A 23,958-nucleotide genomic window follows, 5' to 3' on the forward strand; every position below is an offset into this window, starting at 1 on the left:
GGTTTCGGCCATGCAGACCTCTTGACGGCTGACTAAAACCCGCCAGTAACATGCGGTCACCTGGCAGGGCACCGGTGCCCTTTCGGCCTGCGGAAACACGCTCGTCCGCTGCTCAGTCGCTCCCGTAATCCGGGAGTCCGATTCTCGTTCGTCGACGGACCTCTCTCCCTTTTCACGCCATGCCGTCCCCAGCGGCAGACATTCCCATTCGTTCTTCCCCACCCGACATGAGGTCTCATGAACAAGAACCTGGGCGTCGCCGTGCTGGCCGCCGCTCTGCTCCTGGTGCTCGGCCAGGCGCCGGCCGACGCCGCCGCTCCGTCCGGCTACCGCCCGACGAGCAATCCGATCATCTTCGTCCACGGCTACAACTCCAACGGTTCCATCTGGAACACCATGGCCAGCCGTTTCCAGAGCGACGGTTGGCCCGCCAGTCACCTGAAGCAGTGGAGCTACGACTGGCGTCAGTCCAATGCGACCACGGCGCACCAGCTCGCCAACGAGATCGACAGCCTTCTCGCCGCCACCGGAGCCTCCCAGGTCGACGTCATCTCGCACTCCATGGGTGGGCTTTCCTCCCGCTACTACGCCAAGAACCTCGGCGGCAGCTCGAAGATCGAGGCCTGGGTGTCCCTCGCGGGCCCCAACCACGGCACGGACTGGGCCAATTCCTGCATCGATGCGTCCTGTTACGAGATGCGCATCGGTTCCTCTTTCCTGGCCGACCTCAACTCGGCGGACGAGACGCCCGGCACCCCCCGCTACGCCACCTGGTGGTCCCCGTGCGACACGATCATCAACCCTGACAGCAGTGTGTCCCTGTCGGGAGCGACCAACACCAAGACAGCATGCCTGGGCCACAACGCTGTCACGACGGACAGCACCGTCTACGCTCAGACGAGGGACATGGTCAACGGCTAGCAGGACGAGTCAGCAGAGGTCTTGCACTGCTCAGGCCCTACTCGGCCCTCCTGCGGCCAGAACCAGCTTGCCCCAATGCTCGTGCGGGCCGAGGGTGAAGCTTCCCCTTGATCGTGGACACCTGGAGACTGGGACTTGAGGTTCCAGAGGAAGTAGCACCAGGTGGGAAGCAAGTACACGAAGCGGTACTCCGAGGAGTTCAAGCGGGACGCTGTCGCGCTCGTCGACTCCTCGGGCAAGACGGTCACTGCGGTCGCGAGGGAGTTCGGCATCAGCTCCGAATCCTTGCGCGGCTGGTACCGCGAGGCCAAGACGGACCGGGGCGAGGGCACCCCCGGCGAGTTGACCAGTGCCGAGCGCGAGGAGCTCAAGCGGCTGCGCAAGGAGAACCGCGAACAGCAGCAGACGATCGAGATCCTGAAAAAAGGCGACCGCCTTCTTCGTGAAGGAGAACGACCGGTGAGCGAGTTGTACCGGTTCATCCATGCGGAGAAGGCGGACTACCCGATCGTTCTGCTGTGCCGGGTGCTGCATGTGGCCCGCTCCTCCTGCTACGCCTGGCGCGAGGGCGAGGCCGCCCGTCGCGCCCGGCAGTCCGCCGACGACGCGCTCGCGCAGGAGATCACGGTGCCGCACCTCGCTTCCCGTCGCGCCTACGGCGTTCCGCGCATCCACGCCGAGCTGCGGCGTCGGGGGCGTGGGGTGAACCGCAAGCGCGTCGCCCGCGTGATGCGCGAGCGCGACATCCGCGGCGTCACCCGCCGCAAGCGGCGCTCGCTGACCCGGCCGGATATGAAGGCGAAGCCGGCCCCGGACCTGATCGGCCGCGACTTCCACGCCGAGCGCCCCGGCACCGAGCTGGTCGGCGATATCACCTGCCTGCCCACCGCGGAGGGGTGGCTCTACCTCGCCTGCCGGCTGGACCCGGCCACCCGCGAGGTTGTCGGCCATGCCATGGCCGGCCACCACCGCGCCGAACTCGTCGTGGACGCCCTCCCCGTCCACACGCACAGGCCACGGACGGCGTACATCTGGCGCGTGTGGGGAGACGCACCGGCCCCGTGCAAGACAGCACTCTAATGCGCTGATGGGCCTGAGCAACCGCTCAATCGGGTGAGCGAAGAATGCGGTTTCCGTGGGGGCGGTGGCTACCGGCGGCCGGTGAGGAGCGCGCCGAGGCGGTCGCCGATTAGGGAGACACCAGGGCGGGGCTCGTTCGCGTAGTACCAGGGCTTGCGTCGGCGCAGCAGCGCCTCACCGTGCTCGCTCCAGGTGAATCCGGGCTTCCGCAGCAGCTGCCGGAACACCGCGTCGGCTGTCTCCGGGTGCGCGGCGGCCAGTCGGCAGATCGGCAGTGGCGCAATCGACCCCTCGCGCAGGTACGTGCGCAACAGGTCCTGATGCTGCCCACGGCTCGCGCGTACCGGGTCCGCGAAGAGGTCTCGCAGCATCCCGTAGTCCGCGTAGAAGTTGAGCCCGTCGACCTGGTCATAGATGACGCCGATGGTGTGCGAATCCGCGAGTTCTCGCGGCAGCTCGAAGAACGGCAGGTCCAGGCCAGACAGCCGCCTGCCCCGGGCACGGTCGGGCTGTCCGGCGACGGCTGCCTCTTGGCGGTGGCGGTAGTAGGCGTTGAGGAGGCCCTCGGCTTCGGCAGGCGGAAGGACCAGTTCATCGCCGCCGCAGAACTCGACGAACGCGGCCCGGTCCTCCCGCATCCGCTGCCATCCCTGCTCGAGCTTCTCGGGGTTGCGGAAGACCAGTTCGGGTTGGCTGGTGGCCAGGTGGAGAGCGGCCTGGGCGATCTCGGTGGCACTGGACTTGGGGTAGCTCGTCATCGCCCCGGATACCAGCCACGCCCCGCCGACCGAGTGAACGGGTACCAGGCAGGTGTGGAGGAATCCTCCTTTGGACATGCCACGGAACGCCGCCCGCCCAACGTTCGAGTACGTGCGGTACTCCAGGTCGTCGACCAGGTTCAGCAGGACGACGGCGTCCTTTTCCTTGCGCTGGATCTCGAAGATTCCCTCGACGGGGTCGCTCCAGCCGAGCAGCATCTCCCGGTCGACCGCGGTCAAGTCCTTCCGTCCGGCGACGAACCAGTCCACCACGGTCGAACCGTCCGGCAGGCGGTACCGCAGGATGAAGTGGTCGATGATCCGGATCGCCTCGCCCTCGTCCAACTGCCGCTCAGGCCCTGCGGCCTCAAGCAGGAGGGGCGTCAGCCATCGGTCAAAGCGGGTGCTCTGCCCGAAGGCGACCAGCTGCCCTTTCAACTCGGCACTGCGCTCGATGAGGTCGCTCAGCGACGGTTCGCCAGCGCCCTGCTGCGTGCCATGTACGGCGTCAGCCACGTTCAGCCCTCCCAGACAAGCCGGATCCGCGTGGGGTGTGGGGTGCCCGACCTCAACCGGCCCAGCGACGGTACGCCTCGATCCACTCCGCACCCTCGGGCGCCGGGCTGAGCAACGGCAGCTCCAGGATTCCGATCGATTGCCGCATGCCGCCGCGAGAGCACAGGGCGACGATCCTTCCGTCCGGCGTGAGGTCGAGGCCGTCCACGGTTACCTCGACGCCGAGAACCGCGGTGGTGAAGGGCAGGCAGAGGTATTCCTCAAGCATGGTGAACAGACCGGTCAGCTGCTCGTCCTCGTTGTAGGCATCGACAGTCGCCTCTTCGATCATGGCCTCAAGCTCGGCCGTGTCCAACACGCCCATGGGGCAACACTAGCGACCCGCGGGGTGACACCGGGCGGCCATGACAGTGCTGGTATCCCACCTCCGGGACGACGAGGGCGAATGGTGGCCAGCGGCACCGGCCGACACCAACCTCGTCGCGGCACTCACCACGGTCTGGGCGTAACGCTTTAGTCACCGACCTGAACGAGATGTGACCGCCACCGTGAGTCGCCGAGTGAACCATCCGGACCGGGGAGCCGGGAGGCACAAGTTCGCATCGGGCATGAACTGACCGAGGGAGGCCTTGACCGGAGACTCGATGTGGATCACGCCGTTCGCGTCGTGCGCCCTCCGTCCCCGTTCCGCTACGGCTGCCGCCGCCGCTCTACTCGCGGCCGTTCTGACCGCCTGCACAGGCGGTTCCGGTGACGGCACCACAGGCTCGGAGACGTCCCACGCACGAGGGCGTCATCGCCGTGCCGGACGACGGCTCCTCCCAGCGGGTCAGCGACACCGCCGACTACATGGGCTTCACCATCGCCGGCCCCAAGACGTTCCTCGGCAGCGGTCCCCGCCGAAGACAGCGGCGACCACGCCAACCGCGGCCTGATCAAGAGCACCGACGCAGGCAAGACCTGGAAGGCCGTCAACGCCAACCGACTCCTCATCGCAACCCAGGACGGCGTCTACGAATCCTGGCGACGGCGGCAAGACCTTCCCCCAACGCCTGCCGGTCAACCACAGGTCAGCAGAATGGGAATGAGCGTGAGCTGAGGCTCTCCGGGACGCCGGTAATGGTGGAGGTCATGTTGCCGGTACAGGGGCGGTGACTGCGACCGGATCAGTCGCCGTGATAGAGGCGAACTGGATCGATCAGCTGGATGGCGGGGTCGTTCTCGGCGAGGTGGCGCAGTTCGTCGGTGAAGCCGGTGCCGCTGTAGCACTGCAGCCGGGTGACGTCGGTGGCGGTCCCGCGCTCGGTGAGGAGAGCACGGATGTGCTGGAGACGTTCGAGGTGGCCCTTTCCCATGACGTCGTTCCATTTGGCTTCGCCGATGGCGAGTAGTGTTTCGCGGCCGCTGTCGGTCTCGCCATGGACTGCGACGTCGACTTCGTGGCTGGTCTTCGCGGCAGGATCGTTGACGGTCCCGCTGGCGACCCTTGTGACCTGCCCGCCGTGGGTTGTGGGGGACGCGTGCCAGCGGGCCCATTCGCGGCAGACCTGTTCGAAGTGCGGGCCGACAACCTTGCTACGGAAGGTGGACTGGGCGCGGCGCCAGACGGCGGGGGCGCGTCCGGGGCGCTCCAGATCGCCCCAGGCGGGGCGCATGACCGCGTGGTAGAAGGCGATGAGAGGTTCGGCGATGCGGTAGGCGGAGCGGTTGCGGCGGAAGGCGTCGGCCTCGTGGGTGATCATGCCGACGTCCTGGAGGACGCTGAGCGGGTGGGCGAGGTCGGTGGACTTGCGGCCGAGGTAGTCGGCGATGCCGCCGCGTGCGGCGTTTCCGGCGGCGATGGCGGCCAGGACGGAGTGGTAGAGCGCGGTGTCGTGGAGTTCGGGTTCCTCCGCGAGCAGGTAGCGGGCCTCGCGGAAAAGCGGACGGGCGGGATTGAGGACGGCGCGGGTGACCCAGGCGTCGAAGTCGTGGGGCCCGGCGGGGGTGTCGCCCTGGGTGAACTCGCGGCGGTAGGCGGGGGTGCCGCCGACGATGGCGTGGGTGAGCAGCGCGGTGCGCGGGTCGGTGCTCTCCCAGAACTCGGCGGCGAGGCGGAAGTCCAGGGTGGGGACGACGAGTTCCAGGCCGGCGCGGCCGCGCAACGGGGCGTTGCCGGCGAGGAGTCCGCCCATGAAGGACAGGGCGGAGCCGCACAGCAGGAGCCGTACGGGGGTGTTGGTGTGCTGGGCGGCGGGGTCGAGGGCGCGCTGGATGATCGAGGGGAGGGCGGGGGAGGCCTTGGCGAGGAAGGGGAACTCGTCGATCACCGCGATGGTGGGGCCGCCCCTGTCGGCGATGCGCATGAGTTCCGTGACGGCCTCGTCCCAGTGAGTGAAGCGGAACGGGGTGGGTTGGTCGCGGTGGCGGGCGAGGGCTTCGCCGAACTGGCGCAGGGCGTCGGTTTCGGTGGTCTCGGTGGCGGTGAACATGAAGCCGCCGCTTGCCCGCGTGACGGCGTCCAGGAGGAAGGTCTTGCCCTGGCGGCGGCGGCCGGAGACCACACCGAGGGTGGCACGCGGGCCGGGTAGGGCGGCGAATCGGGTCAGCTCGGCCCACTCGAAGTCGCGGTCGAACATCTCGGCGGGTTTGTCCACGGCACACCTCTGTATGGATAGGTGGGCTTATTATATCTGGACTTATTCGAGCGTGCTTTCTTTCATGCGGGCGCGCCCGGGCGTTGGCCAGGGGGCGCGCGCCGCATCGGCGGGCTGCCGGCCGCGGTGTCACACCCCGCGTGCAGTACCTCACTGCCAGCCGCCAGTACCGCGCGACCCATGCCCGCCTTGGGGAACGAGCGGCGGCCCGCCCCAGAGCGGCTTCGCCACGCACCGTGTCGGCCCGCGCGCTCAGCGTGACCGGGGCTATGATTCCGATCACCGTGCAGGGCAGCCAGCAACTACAGACGACGTTCGGCGCGGACGTCCTGACCGGCAGCCCGCCCGCGCTGTGCATCATCACTGCGGTCGAACTTCCCCCTGCCGGTGACGCTTCCCTCCGCGCTGGGCTGAAACGGCGTCCGGAAACGCACCTCACGGGCGACGCAATTGTCAGATGTCCGGAGAGGTGATCACCTCTCCGGTAGGAAGGCCGTGATGGCGGTGCGCCGTGGCAGACCGTCTCCGTTTCGGAAGTCATCACCCAGGACGGCTTGCGCCGGGCGGCTTGCGAAGTCGTCGAGGCTGCGGAAGGCGTTCTCGGCATCTCGGACGGGGGATCGTCGCACTATCCCACCCCAGGCCGCCCACGTCCGAACTGCGCCACCTCGGCATCGGTCTGCGAGCCGTGACGCGCGGAGCGGGCTTGGCTACGCCGTCGAAGACAAGGCCGGGGGTTCATGTGCCAAGGCCGGAAAGACGGCAGTTTGTGTAGCCCGTGGCGGGACGACGGTCCGCGAATCGCCCTGCCGCTGACTACGGCGTCGCTCAACATCGCCCCAAAAGCAGTCTGCCAGGGCAGTAGTACCGCACAGGGCATGGCAAAACTGCTCAAAGTTCCCGCGGCTTGATAGGCGCAAAGTTACCCTGAGTCACTCATCGTGTCGTTCCCACCTCGTTCCCAGCAGGTACAAAAACGACCCTCCGTGGCACTCACGGAGGGTCGATATGCCCCATTACCTGACACTTTCTCGTGCCCCCGGCAGGATTCGAACCTGCGACACCCGCTTTAGGAGAGCGGTGCTCTATCCCCTGAGCTACGAAGGCGGGGAGATCCGTCGGGATCCGGCGCCTAGCCTAGCGGATGAGGTCTGCGGCTCGGTGGGATTCCCCTTTGGTCGGCTCACGCCGGTGCCGGCCCACGGCCCGGCACGGCCTTGACGGCGAACTGGGCCGGGCATAGCGTCACGCCAGACTGAGCGAGCGCTTAGAGAGGGTCAGATCCGTGCCGTACCACGAGACGTCCGACGCCGTGCGGGACAGGCTCACCGCTTCCGGGGCGCCCTTCGCCGTCGTGCGTGGTGAGGACGGGGCGCTGCGGTACGAGGGCGGGCCGCGGACGTTGCGGGAGTTCGTCGAGGCCACTTGGGGCTACGGGGACCGGCCCTTCCTGATCGCCGAGAGCCGGACGTACACGTACGGGGAGTTCTTCGCCGCCGCGTCCGCCCTCGCGTGCCGCTTCACCGACGTCTACGGGCTGCGCCCCGGCGACCGGGCCGCCATCGCCATGCGCAATCACCCCGAGTGGCAGATCGCCTTCTGGGCGGCCCAGTTGGCCGGGCTCGTCGCCGTGCCGCTCAACGCGTGGTGGACCGGGGAGGAGCTCGCGTACGCGCTCGACGACTGCACCCCGAGTGTGCTCCTCGTCGACGGCGAGCGCCTGCCCCGCGTGGACGCCTGGCGGCGCGCGAACCGTGCCCGGACCGTCGTCTTCCATCACGACGGCGAGACCGCGGAGGGTGTCGAGCGCTACGAGGACTTCGACGCGCCCGACCCGCTCGCCGCGCCGCCCGCCGTGGACGTGGCCGCCGAGAGCGATGCCACCATCATCTACACGTCGGGAACCACCGGCCGTCCCAAGGGCGCCGTCGCCACCCAGCTCGCGCAGGCGGGCGCCACCGTGCATCCGCGGTACCACGCCACCGCATCCGCGCTCGGGCGCGGACTGCTGCCCGGGCAGGGGGCGACCCCCGTCAGCCTGATGACGTTCCCCTTCTTCCACGTCGCGGCGTTCACCACGCTCTACGCGATGATGGGCGTCGGCGGCGCCCTCGTCCTGATGCGCAAGTGGGACGCCGAGAAGGCGCTCGCGCTCATAGAGCGGCATCGCGTCACCCACTATTCCGGCGTTCCGACCACCGCCCTGCAGCTGCTGGACGCCGCCGAGCGGGCCGGCGCCGGGCTGGAGAGCCTGACCAATCTGAGCACCGGCGGAGCTCCCGCCCCGCCCGATCTGGTGGCCCGGCTGACGGCCGCGTACGGGCGGCGGATCGAGCCCCGTAACGGATACGGGCTCACCGAGACCAGCGGGGGAGTGATGGCGAACTTCGGGGACGCGTACCGCACGCACCCGAGCAGCGTCGGCCGCCCCGCGCCCGCCTTCGAGGTGCGCATCGCCGGGCCTGGCGGTGAACCGCTGCCCGAGGGCGAGGTCGGCGAACTGTGGCTGCGCGGCCAGGGCGTCGTCCGCGGCTACTGGCGCGACGAGCGGGCCACCGCGGAGGCCTTCCACGACGGCTGGTTCAGGACCGGCGACCTCGCGACCGTCCGCGACGGGCGGGTCGGCGTCGTCGACCGGATCAAGGACATGGTCATCCGCGGCGGCGAGAACGTGTACTGCGTCGAGGTCGAGGCCGTCCTGCACGACCACCCCGACGTCGCAGACGCCGCCGTTCTCGGGGTTCCGCACCCGGTTCTCGGGGAAGAGGTCGCGGCCGTCGTGCGGCTGCGGCCCGGGGCCACGGCGGATGCCGAGGCGCTGCGGGCACATGTCGGCACGGTGCTCGCCGCGTTCAAGGTGCCCGCGCATGTGGTGCTGCGCGCCGAGCCGCTGCCGCGCAATCCGACGGGCAAGATCCTCAAGCGGGAGCTGAGGGCGGCGTTCGGGAGCGGGTGATCTGCAGCGGGGGCGGCGGTTCGGGAGCGGGTGGTCCGCAGCGGGGGCGGGTGATCTGAACCGGGGGCGGGGCGGTTGGCGGGGTGGTTCAGGAGCGCGTCGCTCGCAGCGGGGGTGGGGCGGTTCAGCAGCGCGTGGGGTGGTTCAGGAGCGGGTGATTCGCACCCGGTACACGTGGCCCTTCTCCTCGCCCGTCACCGAGATCCGCACACCGTGCTCCCTGTCGGTGAAGGACTGGCCCGGGCGGTACGGCGCGTCGGACAGTTCCGCGTGGACGTTGGGGCGGCGGGTGCAGCCGCCGCTGTCACGTTCGCTGTCCGCCACGGTCACCGGTCCCTGGCCGGTGTCCACACTCGACTTCACCCGGTAGATCAGCACGCCCGGCTCGCACACGGCGTCGTCGTTACCGGCCCGGGTCCGTACCTCCACCGCGTATCCGGTGTCCTCGCTCAGCGGCACGACCGCCAGCTTGGAGCCGCCCGCGGTGGCGAGCGGGTTGAGGGTGTACTCGGTCGTGCCGGGCGCCGAGACGCAGTGGATCTGGTCGTTGTCGAGCCAGCCGAGCTTCCACTTGTGCCAGCCCAGCAGGTCGTTGTTCGCCCCCCAGTCCTCGGACATGATGTCCCAGTGGCCGGCCGCTCCCCCGCCCTCCGCGGTGTAGAGGTCGGGCAGGCCGAAGACATGACCGTTCTCGTGCGGCAGGACCCGGTAGCCGGTCTGCGCGTACGACCCCGAGCCGTCGTCCTGCCGGCTGTAGACGAACGACGTGTTGGCCAGCGGCACCCCGTCCGCGTACGGCGCCTCGTCGTTGCCCGAGAAGGTCACGGAGAGCACGGTGTCCAGTGCGGAGGGGCCCGCGTTCGGGGTGACGAGCACATTGACCAGGTCGTACGCGCTGAAGTCCACCTTCTCGTCGGCGACTTTGATGAGGTCCTCGACGAGTTTGCGGTAGCCCGGTTCGTAGGGCGAGCCGCGGCCTATCCCGTACTCCGTGAACGGCAACGGCATCCGCAGCCAGTCGCTCACGGGGGCGTGGGGGCGGTAGCTGAGCCGCCCGTACGAGCTGGTGCGGAACCACTGGGAGGTCTGCGGGAAGAACTCGGCCAGCCGGTCGAGCGCCGCGCCCTCGCCCACCGCGTCCGAAAAGTCGATCATCAGGTTGAGGGCGCTGATCTCGCCGGTGGAGCGGGTGTAGCCGGGCGGGGTGGGCACGCCCTCCGACATCTGCACGCCGGTCACCGAGGGTATGCGGCAGGGACCGAGCCCGGGCGCCTCCGGAGCGGCCACCGGTCCCGCCGGCGCCTTGTCAGGGGCGGAGATCGTGCCGCTCGCCGTGGTCAGGGCCGCGAGGGCGAGGGCGGCGAACGCGGCGAGCCCGCCGAAGCGGCGGTGGCTGCTCCGTCTGCGTATTCGGCGGCGGGTCTGCTGCATGCGTTCGCCCTCAGGTCCACGGCAGCAGGCCGGAACCTGGCTGCGCTCTGTCCGTCAGCCTGTGTCGGCCACCGGCGGGGCGCGCGCCGGACTGGGCCGATCGTGGGTATTTCCCGCGCTGCACGTTCGATCCGGTGAAAGTGGCTCAGGTCACATCGCGACCGGGAAATAACCGGGGATCCTTTCCCCGTTTGCACCGGTGTCCCTGCGAAACGGGGAGGGCCTCCCCGTTTACCCAGCGTCGGGAGCACCAGAACGCAGGACCGACAGACGACCGGAAGGACGTGGAGCCGTGAGCCCCGCCGCCACCGAAACGCGCCGCACGCCGCGCCCGCGGGCAGACGCCCTGCGGAACCGTGAGCGGATCGTGTCGGCCGCGCGCGAGATGTTCGTCGAGTACGGGCCCGAGGTCCCGCTGGACGAGATCGCACGTCGCGCTGGGGTCGGCAACGCCACGCTCTACCGGCACTTTCCCGACCGCGAGGTCCTCATCCGCGAGGTCGTCATCTCCGTGATGTCCCGTACCACCGAGCGGGCAAGGACGGCGGTGGCCGAGGAGTCCGACCCGTTCGCGGCCCTGCGCCGCTTCGTCCACGAGGCGGCCGACGAACGCATCGGCGCCCTGTGCCCGATGCTCTCGGGGGCCTTCGACGCCGACCACCCGGAACTGCACGCCGGACGCGACCAGCTGGAGGAGGCCGTGCACGGCCTCGTCGAGCGGGCTCAGTCGGCGGGCAGGATGCGCGGTGACGTCGCCGTCGGTGACCTGATGGTCGCCCTCTCCCAGCTCACCCGGCCCCTGCCCGGCACCGCGTGCCTGAACATGGACCGGTTCGTCCACCGTCATCTGCAGCTGTTCCTGGACGGCCTCGAAGCGCCCGCGCGCTCCGAGCTCCCCGGCGCGGCCGCCACCCTCGACGACCTGCGGAGCACCTCGTGACGCCGTAGCGCGATTCCGCCTCTGATTCCTGTCCCGCACCGATTCCCGCACCGATTCCCGCACCGATTCCCGCACCGATTCCCGCACCGATTCCCGCACCGATTCCCGCACCGATTCCCGCACCGATTCCTGCTCTGACTTCTGCAACGACTCCGGCGCCGGCCGACCCGGGACCACCGGCTCAGAGACGACTCCGGCGCGGGCACCGGCATCACCGACGCCGTTTCTCCGCGAACCGGCGGAGAGGGTTCACCGGTGCCGGACGGCCGGGCACGACCCGGCCGATGACTTCACCCCGCCCGGGCGGTCTCCATGCCGAGATCCCCTCCCACGCGGGCCCCTCGACCGCACGACGCACCTCGCTTGACCTCTCGTAGTCCGTCCGTACTCCTTAGGTGGCCAGACCCATGCCGAAAACCGACATATCCCTGCCCGACCCGAGCCGCTGGAAGGCTCTCGTCTTCATCGCCCTCGCCCAGCTGATGGTGGTCCTCGATGCGACGATCGTGAACATCGCGCTGCCCACCGCCCAGCAGGACCTGGGGATTTCGGACGCCAACCGCCAGTGGGTCATCACGGCCTACGCCCTCGCCTTCGGCGGTCTGCTGCTCTTCGGCGGCCGCATCGCCGATCTGTGGGGCCGCAAGCGGACCTTCGTCGTCGGCCTGCTCGGCTTCGCCGCGGCCTCCGCGCTCGGCGGCGCGGCCACCGGCGAGGCGATGATGCTCGGTGCCCGCGCCTTGCAGGGTGCGTTCGGTGCGCTGCTCGCGCCTGCAGCGCTCTCGCTGCTCGCGGTGATGTTCACCGACGCCAAGGAGCGCGCCAAGGCGTTCGGTATCTACGGTGCGATCGCCGGTGGCGGCGGCGCTGTCGGCCTCATCCTCGGCGGCTTCCTGACCGAGTACCTGAACTGGCGCTGGACCTTCTTCGTCAACATCCCCTTCGCGATCGTCGCGGCCGTCGGCGCGTACCTCGTCATCCGAGAGCCGGAAGGCGCGCGCAACCGCTCGTCGCTGGACATCCCCGGCGTCGTGCTGTCCACCCTGGGTCTGGTCGCGCTGGTCTACGGCTTCACGCGCGCCGAGTCCGCCGGCTGGTCCGACACCCTGACCGTGGGCATGTTCGTCGCCTCGGCGGTGCTGCTCGCGGCGTTCGTCGTCACGGAGTCGAAGGTCAGTTCCCCGCTGCTGCCGCTGCGCGTCCTGACCGAGCGCAATCGCGGCGGTGTCTACCTCTCGCTGGGTCTCGCGGTCATCGCGATGTTCGGGCTCTTCCTCTTCCTGACCTTTTATCTTCAGGTCGTCAAGGGGTACTCCCCGGTCATGACCGGCTTCGCCTTCCTGCCGATGATCGCGGGCATGATCACGGGCTCGACGCAGATCGGCGCCCGACTGATGACCCGCGTGCCGCCGCGGCTGCTGATGGGCCCCGGCTTCGTCGTCGCCGCGATCGGCATGCTGATGCTGACGCAGCTGGAGATCGACAGCTCGTACGCCGGCCTGATCCTGCCCGCGCAGCTGCTGCTGGGTCTCGGCATGGGCACGGCCTTCATGCCGGCCATGTCCCTGTCCACGTACGGGGTGAACCCGGCCGACGCCGGTGTCGCCTCCGCGATGGTCAACACCTCGCAGCAGGTCGGCGGCGCCATCGGTACGGCGCTGCTGAACACGATCGCCGCGTCCGCCACGACGTCGTACATCGCCTCGCGCGCGGCCGGTGCGACCGACCCGAAGCTCCTGGAGCTCCAGGGCATGGTGCACGGGTTCTCGTCCGCGATCTGGTGGGCCGTCGGCATCCTGGTGATATCCGCCATGATCGCCTTCATGTTCATCAACTCCGGGCGGCCCGGGGCCGGTTCCCCGGCTGCGGGCTCGGGCTCAGGTGAGGCCGACGGTGTCGATGACGAGGTCAAGATTCCCGTCGTCGTGCACTGAGGTCGCGATTGACGCCGCATAGAGGCCCGCGTCGAGGCCGCATTGCGGTCGCATCGCGGTCGCATCGGGGTCGCATCGGGGCCGCTCTGAGGCGAACGCCGACAGGTACGACGGCAGTGCAGAGGTGACGCAGGGGCCCGGCCCGGGTTGATCGACCCGGGCCGGGCCCCTGCCGGTGCGCGAGGTGTACGTGCGGGCCGCGCGCCCGTCGGGTCAGCGCAGCCAGGGCAGGTCCGCGCAGGTGTCCTGCGGCTGTAGCCCCTCGGCCATCACCTGCATGATCTCGCCCAGTTGCTGCACCTGCTCGGGGGTGAGCCGGTCGAACATCGCGTGGCGCACCGCCTCCACATGCCCGGGAGCCGCGCGTTTCAGGACCTCGAAACCCTCGTCCGTGAGCACGGCGTTCTGGCCGCGCCGGTCGGAGGGGCAGTCCTCGCGGCGCACCCAGCCGTTCTTCTCCAGCCGTGCGATGGCGTGTGAGAGACGGGAGCGGGTGATCTTGGCGTCGATCGCGAGCTCGGTCATCCTGCGCCGCCGACGCGGGGCCTGCGAGAGCTGGACGAGCAGACCGTAATAGACGTGCGGCATGCCCGCGTCCCGCTGCAGTTGGCGGTCGAGATGGTCCTCGAAGAGAGTGGTGGCATGCAGGTAGGAACGCCAGACGCGCTGTTCTTCCGCGGTCAGCCAGCGCGGCTCGACGCCGCTGTCGCCAGTGGATGCCCTGTTCATGTATCCCACTCTACGACCCTATCCTTGAAAGTTGAACTAAATGCTTTCTGGAGTTAGGGTCGAGCTTGAACTTGAAAGTTCAAGATGATCGATCGGGAGTCAGTCGTCATGAGTTCCAGCCCCGTCGCCCCCGACCCCGTCGCGGACCGCATGCCCGCCCTCTACCTCTCCCACGGCGCCCCGCCCCTCGCCGACGATCCGATATGGCCGGGCGAGCTCGCCGCATGGTCCGCCGAACTGCCGCGCCCCAGGGCGATCCTCGTCGTCTCCGCCCACTGGGAGGAGGCCCCGCTCGCGCTCGCCGCGACCGAGACCGTCCCTCTCGTGTACGACTTCTTGGGCTTCCCCGAGCGCTACTACCAGGTGCACTACGAGGCTCCGGGCGCACCCCAACTCGCCGCATCCGTCCGTAAGTTGCTCCACCGCGCCGGTACGCCGGTGCAGGACGTGCCGGACCGTGGCCTCGACCACGGCGCCTACGTCCCGCTGGTGGAGATGTTCCCCGGCGCGGACATCCCCGTACTGCAGATCTCCATGCCGACCCTCGACCCCGGCAAGCTCCTGGAGATCGGGCGGCGGCTCGCTCCGCTGCGCGACGAGGGCGTGCTGATCATCGGCAGCGGGTTCTTCACCCACAATCTGGCCGCGCTGCGGCACGGCGGGACGCCGGGCTGGTCGACGGAGTTCGACGACTGGGGGCGGCGGGCGCTGGCGGCCGCCGACGTGGACGCGCTGCTGGACTTCGAGAACAAGGCCCCCGCGGGCCGTATCGCCCACCCGCGCACCGAGCACTTCGCCCCGCTGTTCGTCACGCTGGGCGCGGCGCAGGACGAGCTGGGGACCCACCGCAGCGTGATCGACGGCTTCTGGATGGGGCTGGCCAAGCGGTCCGTGCAGTTCGGCTGAGTCGGGCCCTCGGTCGGCCCTCCGTCGGCCCTCGGTCGCCCCAATCAGGCCTCAGTCACAGTCACGCCTCAGTCGAGCGGCTTCTCGAACCAGGCCACGTCCCAGTAGCGGCCGAACTTGCGGCCCACTTGCTCGTACGTCCCCACATGCCGGAAGCCGAAGCGGGCGTGGAGTCTGTTGGAGGGCTCGTTGGGCTGGGCGATCCCCGCGTAGGCGCGGTGCACGTCCTCGCTCTCGAGGGCCGCGAAGAGCGCCTTGTACAGCATCGTGCCGATGCCGCGGGCGGCGGCTTCGGGGGCCAGGTAGACGCTGACCTCGACGGACGTCGAGTAGGCCGGCTTGGGGCGGAACGGGCTGCTGGTGGCGTAGCCGAGGACGCCTCTTGCCGCATCCCGCGCAACCAGCAGGCGGTGCGGGCCGTCTTGAGGGTGGGAGTGCAGCCACGGACGGCGTTGTCCGGGGGTGAATTCCGCGGTGTCGAATGTGATGGCGGTCTCACGGACGTAGTGGTTGTAGATGTCGGTGAGCGCTGCGAGGTCGGCCTCGACGCCCGCTCTGACCTGCACGTCCACGCGCTTCGGCGGCATCCGTCCTCCCGGGTCGGGGCGGCACAGGGTACTGCATGATCGCGGAAATCGATGTACCTCATGGGAATTCTGTCCGGATTCCAGTCGTTGTTTCCTTCGGATGCAGGGCACCCGGGAGGGTGTCGTGACCTACTCAGCAAGGGAGCTCGCATGGCAACCCGTGCCGTCGCCCGTCGCCAGTCCGAGGCTGGGGGTACCTCTCAGGTCTCCAGCTCCGGGGGTGGGACCGACAGGGCGAGCAGCGTTCGCGCCGTGGGCGGGGAGATCGCCGACCGCGACCTGGTCGGCATGTACCTCGACGAGATCGCGCGCACGCCACTGCTCGACGCCGCCAAGGAGGTCGAGCTGTCCCAGACCATCGAGGCGGGTGTCTACGCCCGCCAGATCCTCGACGGAGAGGTGGAGAGCGAGGCAGGCGGGGCCACGCGCGAGGAGCTGGAGGCGCTGGCCGCAGTAGGCGAGCGCGCCAAGGACGTCTTCATCCGCTCCAACCTGCGCCTCGTGGTGGCCGTCGCCCGGCGTTACCCGCGCAGCGGACTGCCCCTGCTCGACCTGATCCAGGAGGGGAACGCGGGCCTGGTCCGCGCGGTCGAGAAGTTCGACTACGCGAAGGGCTTCAAGTTCTCCACCTATGCGACGTGGTGGATCCGTCAGGCGATCACCCGTTCCATAGCCGATCAGTCCCGCACCATCCGGCTCCCCGTCCACCTGGTGGAGGAGCTCGGCCGCATTCGCCGCGTCCAGCGCGAGTTCAACAGGGAGAACGGCAGGGACCCCGAGGCCGCCGAGATCGCGGAGGAGCTGGGCTCGACGGCCGAGCGCATCATCGACGTCCTGGACTGGGCCCGCGACCCGGTCAGCCTCAACATGTCCGTGGACGACGCCGGGGAGACCCAGTTCGGCGATCTGCTGGAGGACACGTCGGCGGTGTCGCCGGAGCAGTCGGTGCTCACGCTGCTGCGCAGCGAGGAGCTCGACGACCTCATCGGCAAGCTCGACCACCGCACCGCCTCGATCATCCGTATGCGCTACGGCATCGAGGACGGCCGGGAGCGCACGCTGACGGAGGTCGGCAAGGAGCACGGTCTGACCCGTGAGCGCATCCGCCAGATCGAGAAGCACGCGCTGCTCGAGCTGAAGCGGATGGCCCGCGACACGGGCTTCGACGCGGCGGCGTAGCCCGCCGGGGGCGGGCGCGGGCGCGCATCGGGCCGGGCGGCCGGTCGACATGCGGGCCGTCCAGCTCGATGCTGTCGTTCCGGCGGCCGCATGAGTCCAACGGCCCCGCGTCGGCGCCCCGAGCCCCGCGTCGGCCCCGCGGCCCCGCGACGCATGGGTCCCACGGCCGCGCGTCGGCGACGCACCCCGCGTCGGCCCCACGGCCCCGTGCGGAAGGGGGCCCACGGGTGCGCGTCGCCCCACGGGTTGGGTGCGGGCTTGGGCCCCTCGGTGCGGGCCGAGCGCGTCCGGTGCGCCGGCGGGCGCGCGTCGGTCCCAGGGGCACGTGTCGACGCCAGGGGCTCGGTACGGCACGTGCGCATGTGTGCCACGGGAGCCGGTGCGCCGCGGCTCCCTCCGAGCCCCCGCGCCCCGAGCCCGGCGTCGGCCCCACGGCCACGCTCGCCACGGCTCACGTGCGCCTGCGTGCGCCCACGGTCCCGCGTGGAGCCCACCGCCCGTGCGGTACCGGACCGTCGGGTCGTCAGGACCGTCGGGTCGTCAGGCCGTGGACCTGGTCAGGCGTGTCGCCAGGTCCGTCACGTACTCCCGTAGCGGCTGCGGCCCGTGCACCGTGAACTCGCAGTCCACCAGCGCCAGTCGCAGCGCCAGCCACTCCACCGAGTCGACCGAACGCGTCCGCAGCCGGCAGCTGTCCTCGTCCGTCGGCACGGGCGCGCCCAGATGCTCGGGCAGCCGGGACGCGACGAACGACGCCGGGGCCCGGAAGCTCACATCGACGTCGTGCTCCTGCTGCTGCCGCGACATCGTGTGGCTCAGCAGCTCGGCCGCGTCGCCCACGGGAGCCTCCCGCGGCGTGAACCGCGCCCCCGTGGCGAACGGCTCCGTCATCCGGTCCACCCGGAAGGTGCGCCAGTCCTCGCGCTGGAGGTCGTACGCGACGAGGTACCACCGCCGCCCCGTCGAGACGAGGCGGTACGGCTCGACCTGCCGTCGCGTCTCGGCGCCGTCCCCCGCGCGGTAGGCGAACCGCAGCCGTTCGCGCGCGGTGACCGCGCCCGCGATGACCGTCAGCGTCTGGGGGTCGATCGTCGCGCCGTCGCCCCTGGTCAGCGGGAGCGTCGCTGCCTGAAGCGTGGCCACGCGGTGCCGCAGTCGGGACGGGAGCACCTGTTCCAGTTTGGCCAGCGCCCGCACCGATGCCTCCTCGATGCCTTCGATGGCATGGCCAGCCCCCGCGCGCAGGCCGACCGCGATGGCCACCGCCTCCTCGTCGTCCAGCAGCAGGGGCGGCATCGCGGCTCCCGCGACCAGGCGGTATCCGCCGTCGGCGCCCTTGGTCGCCTCCACCGGGTAGCCGAGGTCGCGCAGGCGGTCGATGTCGCGGCGGATCGTGCGCGGGCTGACGTCGAGGCGCTCGGCGAGCTCGCTGCCCGGCCATTCGCGCGGTGTCTGGAGGAGCGAGAGCAGATTCAGCAGTCGTGCCGGAGTGTCCGTCATGTTCTTCAGGATGCTCCTCATCTAGGACATGACCTGACCTATATCCCCTCCAGAATCCTCGTATGAGTTCACAGCAGCCCGCCGTAGCGGGTACGGCATCGGACCGCCGGCGATGGATAGCCCTCGCCATCGTCATGACCGCGGCCTTCATGGATCTGGTCGACGTCACCATCGTCAACATCGCGATCCCCAGCATCGAGCGGGATCTCGGCGCCTCGTTCGGCGCCATTCAGTGGATCACCGCGGGATACGCGCTCGCCTTTGCCGCCGGCCTGATCACGGGTGGCCGACTCGGTGACATCCATGGCCGCAGGCGGCTGTTCCTGATCGGCATCACCGGATTCACGATCGCCTCCGCGCTCTGCGGCTTCGCGCCGAACGAGGAGATGCTGGTCGCCTCCCGCCTGCTCCAGGGCTCGGCGGCGGCCATGATGGTGCCGCAGGTCCTCGCGATCGTCCACGTCACCTTCCCGGCGCACGAACGCGGCAAGGTGTTCGGCCTGTTCGGCGCGATCGTCGGCCTCGGGGCCGTCTCCGGGCCGCTGCTCGGCGCCCTGCTGACCCAGTGGAACCTCTTCGGCCTCGAATGGCGCCCGATCTTCCTGATCAACCTTCCGGTCGGCATCGCCGGTCTGATCCTGGGACGGAAGTTCATCACCGAGTCCCGCGCCCCGAAGGCCCTCCGCCTCGACCTCGTGGGCGTCGCCCTCGCGACCCTCGGTCTGCTGATGCTGATCTACCCGCTGACGCGCGGCCGCGAGCTGGACTGGCCGCTGTGGGGCCATCTGTGCATGGCGGGCAGCCCGCTGGTGTTCGCCGTGTTCGTGGCGTACGAGAAGTACAAGACCCGCAAGGACGGCTCCCCGCTGGTCGAGCTGTCGCTGTTCAGGGTGAAGAGTTTCGCCGCCGGTATCGCCGTACAGCTGACGTTCGGCATCGTGATGGGCATCTTCTTCCTCGTCTGGACGCTGTACATGCAGATCGGGCTGGGCTGGAGCCCCCTGAAGGCCGGACTGACCGGGGTGCCGTTCTCGATCGCCGTCTCGGCGGCGGCCGGGATGTCGGTGCAGCTGCTCGTGCCGCGTTTCGGACGGAAGGTGCTGCAGGCGGGCGCGGCGACGATGGCCGCCGGTCTGCTGATCTACATCTGGGAGGCCGACCGGTACGGCACCGCGATCCACTCCTGGCAGATGATCCTGCCGCTCCTGGTCATGGGCGTCGGGATGGGGCTGATCGTCGCGCCGCTGACCGACGCGGTGCTCTCGGAGGTGCCGCGCGAGCACGCGGGCTCGGCATCCGGCCTGATCAACACCACCGTCCAGATGGGCAACGCCCTCGGGCTCGGGCTGGTGTCCGTGGTCTTCTTCGGCACGATCGACGAGGAGCGGCTCGCGCCGGGCGCGATGGGCCGGGCGTTCGTGGAGGCGTTCCAGGACTCACTGTGGTGGGTGGCGGCGGTGCTCGGCGTGATCTTCCTGGTGATGTTCGCGCTCCCGGCGCGGCCGAAGCAGCACCTGGAGGCAGGCGGGGTGGACGACGTGCAGGAGCCGGTCGCGAAGACGGGGGCTGCGGACGACGCACACGAGCCGGTCGACGCGCACGAGTCGGCCGTGAAGACGGGGGCGGAGAAGCCCGAAGGCGAACCGGAGGTGGAGCCGGCGCTCGCAGGCTGACCCGTCTGCCCGGACCGCGACAGCACTGACCTTCTGCCCGCTCGTCCACAGTGCCCCCCGGCCGCAGTGCCCCGATGCCCGCGCCACCTTGCCGGTGACGCGGGCATCGCCATGCTCCGGAGCTGCTCCCATACGGCTGCGGGGCGACGGCGGATGCCCGGTGGTGTCTGCCTTGTGCCCGATTCTGTTTACTTTGTCGATGCCGGGGCGTACTCTGCGAGAGAGAAACCACAGGTTCGGGCATCGAACGGAAGTAGAACCACATGTACGCAGCGGAGCGCCAACAGGAGATCCTGCGGCTCGCCCGTGACGGCGGCCGCGTCGACGTGCTGTCTCTCGCCGAGGAGTTCCAAGTCACGGCCGAGACCGTCCGGCGCGACCTCAAGGCCCTGGACCGTGCCGGGCTCGTACGCCGTGTGCACGGAGGGGCCATCCCTGCCGGGCGGCTCGACTTCGAGCCCGACCTCGCCGAGCGCGAGTCCACCGCCGCCGGCGAGAAGGACCGCATCGCACAGGCCGCCCTCGCCGAACTGCCCGATGAGGGCAGCGTGATCCTCGACGCCGGATCCACCGTCGGCCGCCTCGCCGCAGCGCTCCCGCTGGACCGCTCGCTCACCGTCGTGACCCACGCCCTGCCCGTCGCCGCCCGGCTCGCCGACCACCCCGGCATCGACCTCCACCTGGTGGGCGGCCGCGTACGGCACCGTACGCGCGCGGCCGTCGACGCCTGGGCGCTGCGCGCGTACGGCGAGATCCACGCCGACGTCGTCTTCCTCGGCGCGAACGGGTATTCGCCCGTCGGCGGTCTGACCACCCCTGACCTCGCCGAGGCCGCCGTCAAGCGCGCTGAGATCGCGGCGGCGCGGCGCGTCGTCCTGCTCGCCGACTCCGCCAAGCACGGCCAGGAGCACTTCGCACGGTTCGGCGACCTCACCGACGTCGACCTGCTCATCACCGACAGCGGGCTCGCCCAAGCGGACGCCGCGGCCATCGAGGCGGCGGGCACGGAGGTCGTACGCGCATGATTCTCACCGTCACCCCCAACCCGTCGCTGGACCGCACCTACGAGGTCCCGTCACTGGACCGAGGCGAGGTGCTGCGCGCCACCGGCGAACGGATGGACCCCGGCGGCAAGGGGGTCAACGTGTCCCGGGCCGTCGCGGCCGCCGGGCACCAAACGATCGCGGTCATGCCGCTCGGCGGCGCGCCCGGCGCACTCGTCGCCACCCTGCTCGCGGGCCAGGGCATCGAGGTCGTGCCCGTGCCGGTCGCCGGGCCCACCCGGTCGAACATCGCCGTCGCCGAGCCGGACGGCACGCTCACCAAGATCAACGCGCCCGGCCCTGAACTGAGCCCTTACGAGACGGCCCTCCTGCTCGCCGCAATCCGGGAACGGTCGGTGTTCGCCCACTGGATCGCCTGCTGCGGCAGCCTGCCGCGCGGCCTCGGGCCGGAGTGGTACGCCGAACTGGTCGCCCGCGCCCACGCCGGGGGGGTGCGCGTCGCCCTGGACACGTCCGGGCCGTCCCTTCTGGCATCCCTGTCCTCGCGGCCCGACGTCGTCAAGCCGAACGCCGACGAACTCGCGGCGGCCGTTGGCCGCCCGCTGGTCACCGTCGGTGAAGCGGTCAAGGCGGCCGAGGAACTGCTCGGCCTGGGCGCGCGCTCGGTGCTCGCCAGCCTGGGCGCGGACGGTCAGTTGCTCGTCTCGGAGGAGGGCACGTACTTCGGCTCGGCGGCCGTGAGTGCCGTGCGCAGCAACGTCGGCGCGGGCGACGCGTCCCTCGCCGGCTTCCTCGCCGCGGGCGGGCAGGGCCCCGCCGCGCTGGCGTCGGCGGTCGCCCACGGCGCGGCGGCGGTCCAGCTGCCGGGCAGCGTGATGCCCGCCCCCGCCGACCTCGACCCCTCCGCGGTCACCGTGACCGCGGACATCCCCCTGGACCGAGTCCTCACCGAACAAGGGAGCCCGCGATGAGCGACATGATCACCGCGGACCTGGTCGACCTCGACCTGGCCGCGACGACGAAGGAGGCCGCGGCCCGTTCGCTGGCCGAACGCATGAGGACGCTGGGCCGGATCACCGACCTGGACGGCTTCCTCGCCGATGTGGCGGCACGCGAAGCGCAGATGCCGACCGGCCTGGAGGGCGGCATCGGCATCCCGCACTGCCGCAGTGCGCATGTCACGGAACCGACGCTGGCCTTCGGCCGCAGCGCGCCGGGCATCGACTTCGGCGCGCCGGACGGCCCGGCGGACCTGATCTTCCTGATAGCGGCGCCGTCGGGTGCGGACGACGCCCACCTGACGATCCTGTCGGCGCTGGCCCGCCGCCTGATGGACGAGTCCTTCACGGGCGCGCTCCGCTCGCTGACGGACCCGGTGCCGGCGGCGTCCCTGATCCGCGGCGACGAGCCGCCGAAGGCGCCTGCGGAGGCGGGTGCTGTGGCCGGTGCTCCTGCGGAGGCGGGTGCTGCGGCCGGTGCGCCTGCGGAGGCGGGTGCTGCGGCGGGTCCTCCTGCGGAGGCGAAGGCGGTGTCCGCGGGTTCGTCCGGCGGGGCGGCGGTATCCGTGCCTGCGCAGGGGAACGCGTCGGCGGCCTCTGAGGCGTCCGGGCCTGGCGATGAGCGCGCTGCCGGTGGACCCGGCGAGGCCGGCAGCACCAGCCGCGGCGCGGCAACGACGGGCGACACGGCCGGAGCCGGCTCCGGGCCGCGGCGACCGTTCCGTGTCGTCGCCGTCACCTCCTGCCCGACGGGCATCGCCCACACCTACATGGCGGCCGAGGCCCTGGAGCAGGCCGGCGGCGCCGCGGACGTCGAGGTCGTCGTCGAGACGCAGGGCTCCGCCGGGTTCACCCGGCTCGATCCCGCCGTCATCGCCGCCGCCGACGGCGTGATCTTCGCGCACGACGTGCCCGTCCGGGAGAAGGAGCGCTTCGCCGGCAAGCCCACCGTCGACGTGGGCGTCAAGGCCGCGATCAGCCGGTCCGCCGAGCTGATCGCCGAGGTCCGCGGCAAGGCCGAGCGCGGTGAGGTCACCGCGGCGGCGCGGGCGGCCGCCCCCGTGGACAGGGCGGGCGAACCGGGGGAGGGCTACGGCACGAAGCTCCGCAAGTGGCTCATGTCCGGCGTCAGTTACATGGTCCCGTTCGTCGCGGCCGGCGGTCTCCTCATCGCCCTCGGCTTGGCGATCGGCGGGTACGAGATCGCCGACGCCAAGTCGGTCGCCGAGCACTTCGCCTGGGGCGACCACACCAGCTGGGCCGCCCTGCTCTCCCAGGTCGGCGGGCTCGCGTTCAGCTTCCTCGTGCCCGTGCTCGCCGGATACATCGCGTACGGCATGGCCGATCGCCCCGGTCTCGTACCCGGCTTCGTCGGCGGCGCCATCGCACTCACCATCAACGCCGGCTTCCTCGGTGGCCTGATCGCCGGACTGCTCGCGGGCTTCACGGTCATGGCCATCCAGCGCATCCAGGTGCCGAAGCCGCTGCGGGGCATCATGCCCGTGGTGGTGATCCCGCTGATCTCCTCGGCGGTGGTCGGGTTCCTGATGTTCCTTGTCGTCGGCAAGCCCATCGCCGGGCTGCAGAAGGCGCTGACGGACTGGCTGTCCGGACTCTCCGGTGCCAACGCCGCCATCCTCGGCGTCATCCTCGGCCTGATGATGTGCTTCGACCTCGGCGGCCCGCTCAACAAGGTCGCCTACGCCTTCGCGGTCGGCGGCCTCGCCAACCCCACCGAGGGCTCGCTCAAGGTCATGGCCGCCGTGATGGCCGCCGGTATGGTCCCGCCGCTCGCCATGGCGCTGGCGACGGTCGTGCGCGGCAGGCTGTTCACCAAGGCCGAGCGGGAGAACGGCAAGGCCGCCTGGGTGCTGGGCGGTTCGTTCATCACCGAGGGCGCCATCCCGTTCGCCGCGGCGGACCCGCTGCGGGTCATCCCCTCCGCGATGGCGGGCGGCGCGGTCACCGGCGCGCTGTCGATGCTTTTTGAGTGCACGCTGCGCGCCCCGCACGGCGGCATCTTCGTCGTGCCGCTGATCGGCAATCCGTTCCTCTACCTGCTCGCCATCGTCGCGGGCACGCTCGTCAGCACCGCCCTGGTGCTCCTGCTCAAGGGTGCCCGCAAGCCGGAACCGGCCGCCGTCCCCGTAGCGGCGGGCCGGGAGGAGAAGGTGACCGTCGCCGCCTGAACCCGTACCACTACGGCATCC

The 23,958-nt window shown here is 70.4% G+C and carries 18 protein-coding genes and 1 tRNA gene; 11 read left to right on the forward strand and 8 right to left on the reverse strand.

What is annotated here, in order from left to right:
• Positions 1 to 237: 237 nt before the first annotated feature.
• Both ACH5AF_RS08695 and ACH5AF_RS08700 read left to right on the forward strand, forming a co-directional pair.
• Positions 238 to 921 (forward strand): esterase/lipase family protein, encoded by a 684-nt coding sequence (locus ACH5AF_RS08695; RefSeq protein WP_398900761.1) that lies wholly within the window; start codon positions 238 to 240, stop codon positions 919 to 921.
• Between the two features lie 162 nt (positions 922 to 1,083).
• Positions 1,084 to 2,001 (forward strand): IS3 family transposase, encoded by a 918-nt coding sequence (locus ACH5AF_RS08700; RefSeq protein ID WP_398900763.1) that lies wholly within the window; start codon positions 1,084 to 1,086, stop codon positions 1,999 to 2,001.
• Between the two features lie 68 nt (positions 2,002 to 2,069).
• On the opposite strand, the gene ACH5AF_RS08705 is transcribed toward ACH5AF_RS08700, so the two are convergent.
• From ACH5AF_RS08705 to ACH5AF_RS08720, 4 genes are all read right to left on the reverse strand, one after another.
• Complete coding sequence (locus ACH5AF_RS08705; protein ID WP_398900764.1) at positions 2,070 to 3,275, reverse strand: hypothetical protein; 1,206 nt, start codon at positions 3,273 to 3,275, stop codon at positions 2,070 to 2,072.
• 52 nt (positions 3,276 to 3,327) lie between these two features.
• Positions 3,328 to 3,639 carry a hypothetical protein gene (locus ACH5AF_RS08710; RefSeq protein WP_398900765.1) on the reverse strand — a complete coding sequence of 104 codons (312 nt, stop codon included), beginning with the start codon at positions 3,637 to 3,639 and terminating at the stop codon, positions 3,328 to 3,330.
• 802 nt (positions 3,640 to 4,441) lie between these two features.
• A complete protein-coding gene (locus tag ACH5AF_RS08715) occupies positions 4,442 to 5,893 on the reverse strand; it encodes an ATP-binding protein (RefSeq protein WP_398901016.1) in 1,452 nt (483 codons plus the stop codon).
• Positions 5,894 to 6,945: 1,052 nt separating this feature from the next.
• A tRNA-Arg gene (locus tag ACH5AF_RS08720) sits at positions 6,946 to 7,018 on the reverse strand.
• Positions 7,019 to 7,196: 178 nt separating this feature from the next.
• On the opposite strand from ACH5AF_RS08720, the gene ACH5AF_RS08725 reads away from it, so the two are divergent.
• A complete protein-coding gene (locus tag ACH5AF_RS08725; protein ID WP_398900766.1) occupies positions 7,197 to 8,867 on the forward strand; it encodes a class I adenylate-forming enzyme family protein in 1,671 nt (556 codons plus the stop codon).
• Between the two features lie 144 nt (positions 8,868 to 9,011).
• Here ACH5AF_RS08725 and ACH5AF_RS08730 read toward each other — a convergent pair whose 3' ends face one another.
• Entirely contained in the window at positions 9,012 to 10,298 is a 1,287-nt protein-coding gene (locus tag ACH5AF_RS08730) for a M6 family metalloprotease domain-containing protein (RefSeq protein ID WP_398900767.1), read from the reverse strand.
• Positions 10,299 to 10,590: 292 nt separating this feature from the next.
• On the opposite strand from ACH5AF_RS08730, the gene ACH5AF_RS08735 reads away from it, so the two are divergent.
• Positions 10,591 to 11,238 carry a TetR/AcrR family transcriptional regulator gene (locus ACH5AF_RS08735; protein ID WP_398900769.1) on the forward strand — a complete coding sequence of 216 codons (648 nt, stop codon included), beginning with the start codon at positions 10,591 to 10,593 and terminating at the stop codon, positions 11,236 to 11,238.
• 407 nt (positions 11,239 to 11,645) lie between these two features.
• Positions 11,646 to 13,172, forward strand: coding sequence for an MFS transporter (locus ACH5AF_RS08740; RefSeq protein ID WP_398900770.1), 1,527 nt, complete (start codon positions 11,646 to 11,648; stop codon positions 13,170 to 13,172).
• A gap of 213 nt (positions 13,173 to 13,385) precedes the next feature.
• On the opposite strand, the gene ACH5AF_RS08745 is transcribed toward ACH5AF_RS08740, so the two are convergent.
• The gene (locus ACH5AF_RS08745; protein ID WP_398900772.1) at positions 13,386 to 13,910 is read right to left on the reverse strand and encodes a MarR family winged helix-turn-helix transcriptional regulator; all 525 of its coding nucleotides are present in this window, start codon (positions 13,908 to 13,910) and stop codon (positions 13,386 to 13,388) included.
• Positions 13,911 to 14,009: 99 nt separating this feature from the next.
• Here ACH5AF_RS08745 and ACH5AF_RS08750 point away from each other — a divergent pair, with 99 nt between their 5' ends.
• Positions 14,010 to 14,807: a dioxygenase gene (locus tag ACH5AF_RS08750; RefSeq protein ID WP_398900773.1), complete on the forward strand. Its 798-nt coding sequence runs from the start codon at positions 14,010 to 14,012 to the stop codon at positions 14,805 to 14,807.
• 68 nt (positions 14,808 to 14,875) lie between these two features.
• Here the strand turns inward: ACH5AF_RS08750 and ACH5AF_RS08755 are convergent, their stop codons facing one another.
• Positions 14,876 to 15,394, reverse strand: a complete 519-nt coding sequence (locus ACH5AF_RS08755; protein WP_398900774.1) for a GNAT family N-acetyltransferase — start codon at positions 15,392 to 15,394, stop codon at positions 14,876 to 14,878.
• 150 nt (positions 15,395 to 15,544) lie between these two features.
• Between ACH5AF_RS08755 and ACH5AF_RS08760 the strand changes: the two genes are divergently transcribed.
• On the forward strand, positions 15,545 to 16,573 hold the full coding sequence (locus ACH5AF_RS08760) for an RNA polymerase sigma factor RpoD/SigA (protein ID WP_398900775.1): 1,029 nt from the start codon (positions 15,545 to 15,547) through the stop codon (positions 16,571 to 16,573).
• A 540-nt stretch (positions 16,574 to 17,113) separates the two neighbouring features.
• Here ACH5AF_RS08760 and ACH5AF_RS08765 read toward each other — a convergent pair.
• Positions 17,114 to 18,073: a helix-turn-helix transcriptional regulator gene (locus ACH5AF_RS08765; RefSeq protein ID WP_398900776.1), complete on the reverse strand. Its 960-nt coding sequence runs from the start codon at positions 18,071 to 18,073 to the stop codon at positions 17,114 to 17,116.
• Between the two features lie 62 nt (positions 18,074 to 18,135).
• Between ACH5AF_RS08765 and ACH5AF_RS08770 the strand changes: the two genes are divergently transcribed.
• The 4 genes from ACH5AF_RS08770 (at position 18,136) to ACH5AF_RS08785 (ending at position 23,937) form a co-directional block, all read left to right on the forward strand.
• Positions 18,136 to 19,746, forward strand: coding sequence for an MFS transporter (locus tag ACH5AF_RS08770; RefSeq protein WP_398900777.1), 1,611 nt, complete (start codon positions 18,136 to 18,138; stop codon positions 19,744 to 19,746).
• Positions 19,747 to 20,009: 263 nt separating this feature from the next.
• Positions 20,010 to 20,771, forward strand: a complete 762-nt coding sequence (locus tag ACH5AF_RS08775) for a DeoR/GlpR family DNA-binding transcription regulator (RefSeq protein WP_398900778.1) — start codon at positions 20,010 to 20,012, stop codon at positions 20,769 to 20,771.
• Positions 20,768 to 21,721: a 1-phosphofructokinase gene (pfkB, locus tag ACH5AF_RS08780; protein WP_398900780.1), complete on the forward strand. Its 954-nt coding sequence runs from the start codon at positions 20,768 to 20,770 to the stop codon at positions 21,719 to 21,721. The genes ACH5AF_RS08775 and pfkB overlap by 4 nt, the downstream gene beginning before the upstream one ends.
• Positions 21,718 to 23,937 carry a fructose-specific PTS transporter subunit EIIC gene (locus tag ACH5AF_RS08785; RefSeq protein ID WP_398900781.1) on the forward strand — a complete coding sequence of 740 codons (2,220 nt, stop codon included), beginning with the start codon at positions 21,718 to 21,720 and terminating at the stop codon, positions 23,935 to 23,937. Before pfkB ends, ACH5AF_RS08785 begins: the two co-directional genes overlap by 4 nt.
• Positions 23,938 to 23,958: the final 21 nt, after the last annotated feature.

It is taken from the genome of Streptomyces sp. NPDC018833 (assembly GCF_044390825.1).
Classification (GTDB): Bacteria; Actinomycetota; Actinomycetes; order Streptomycetales; family Streptomycetaceae; genus Streptomyces.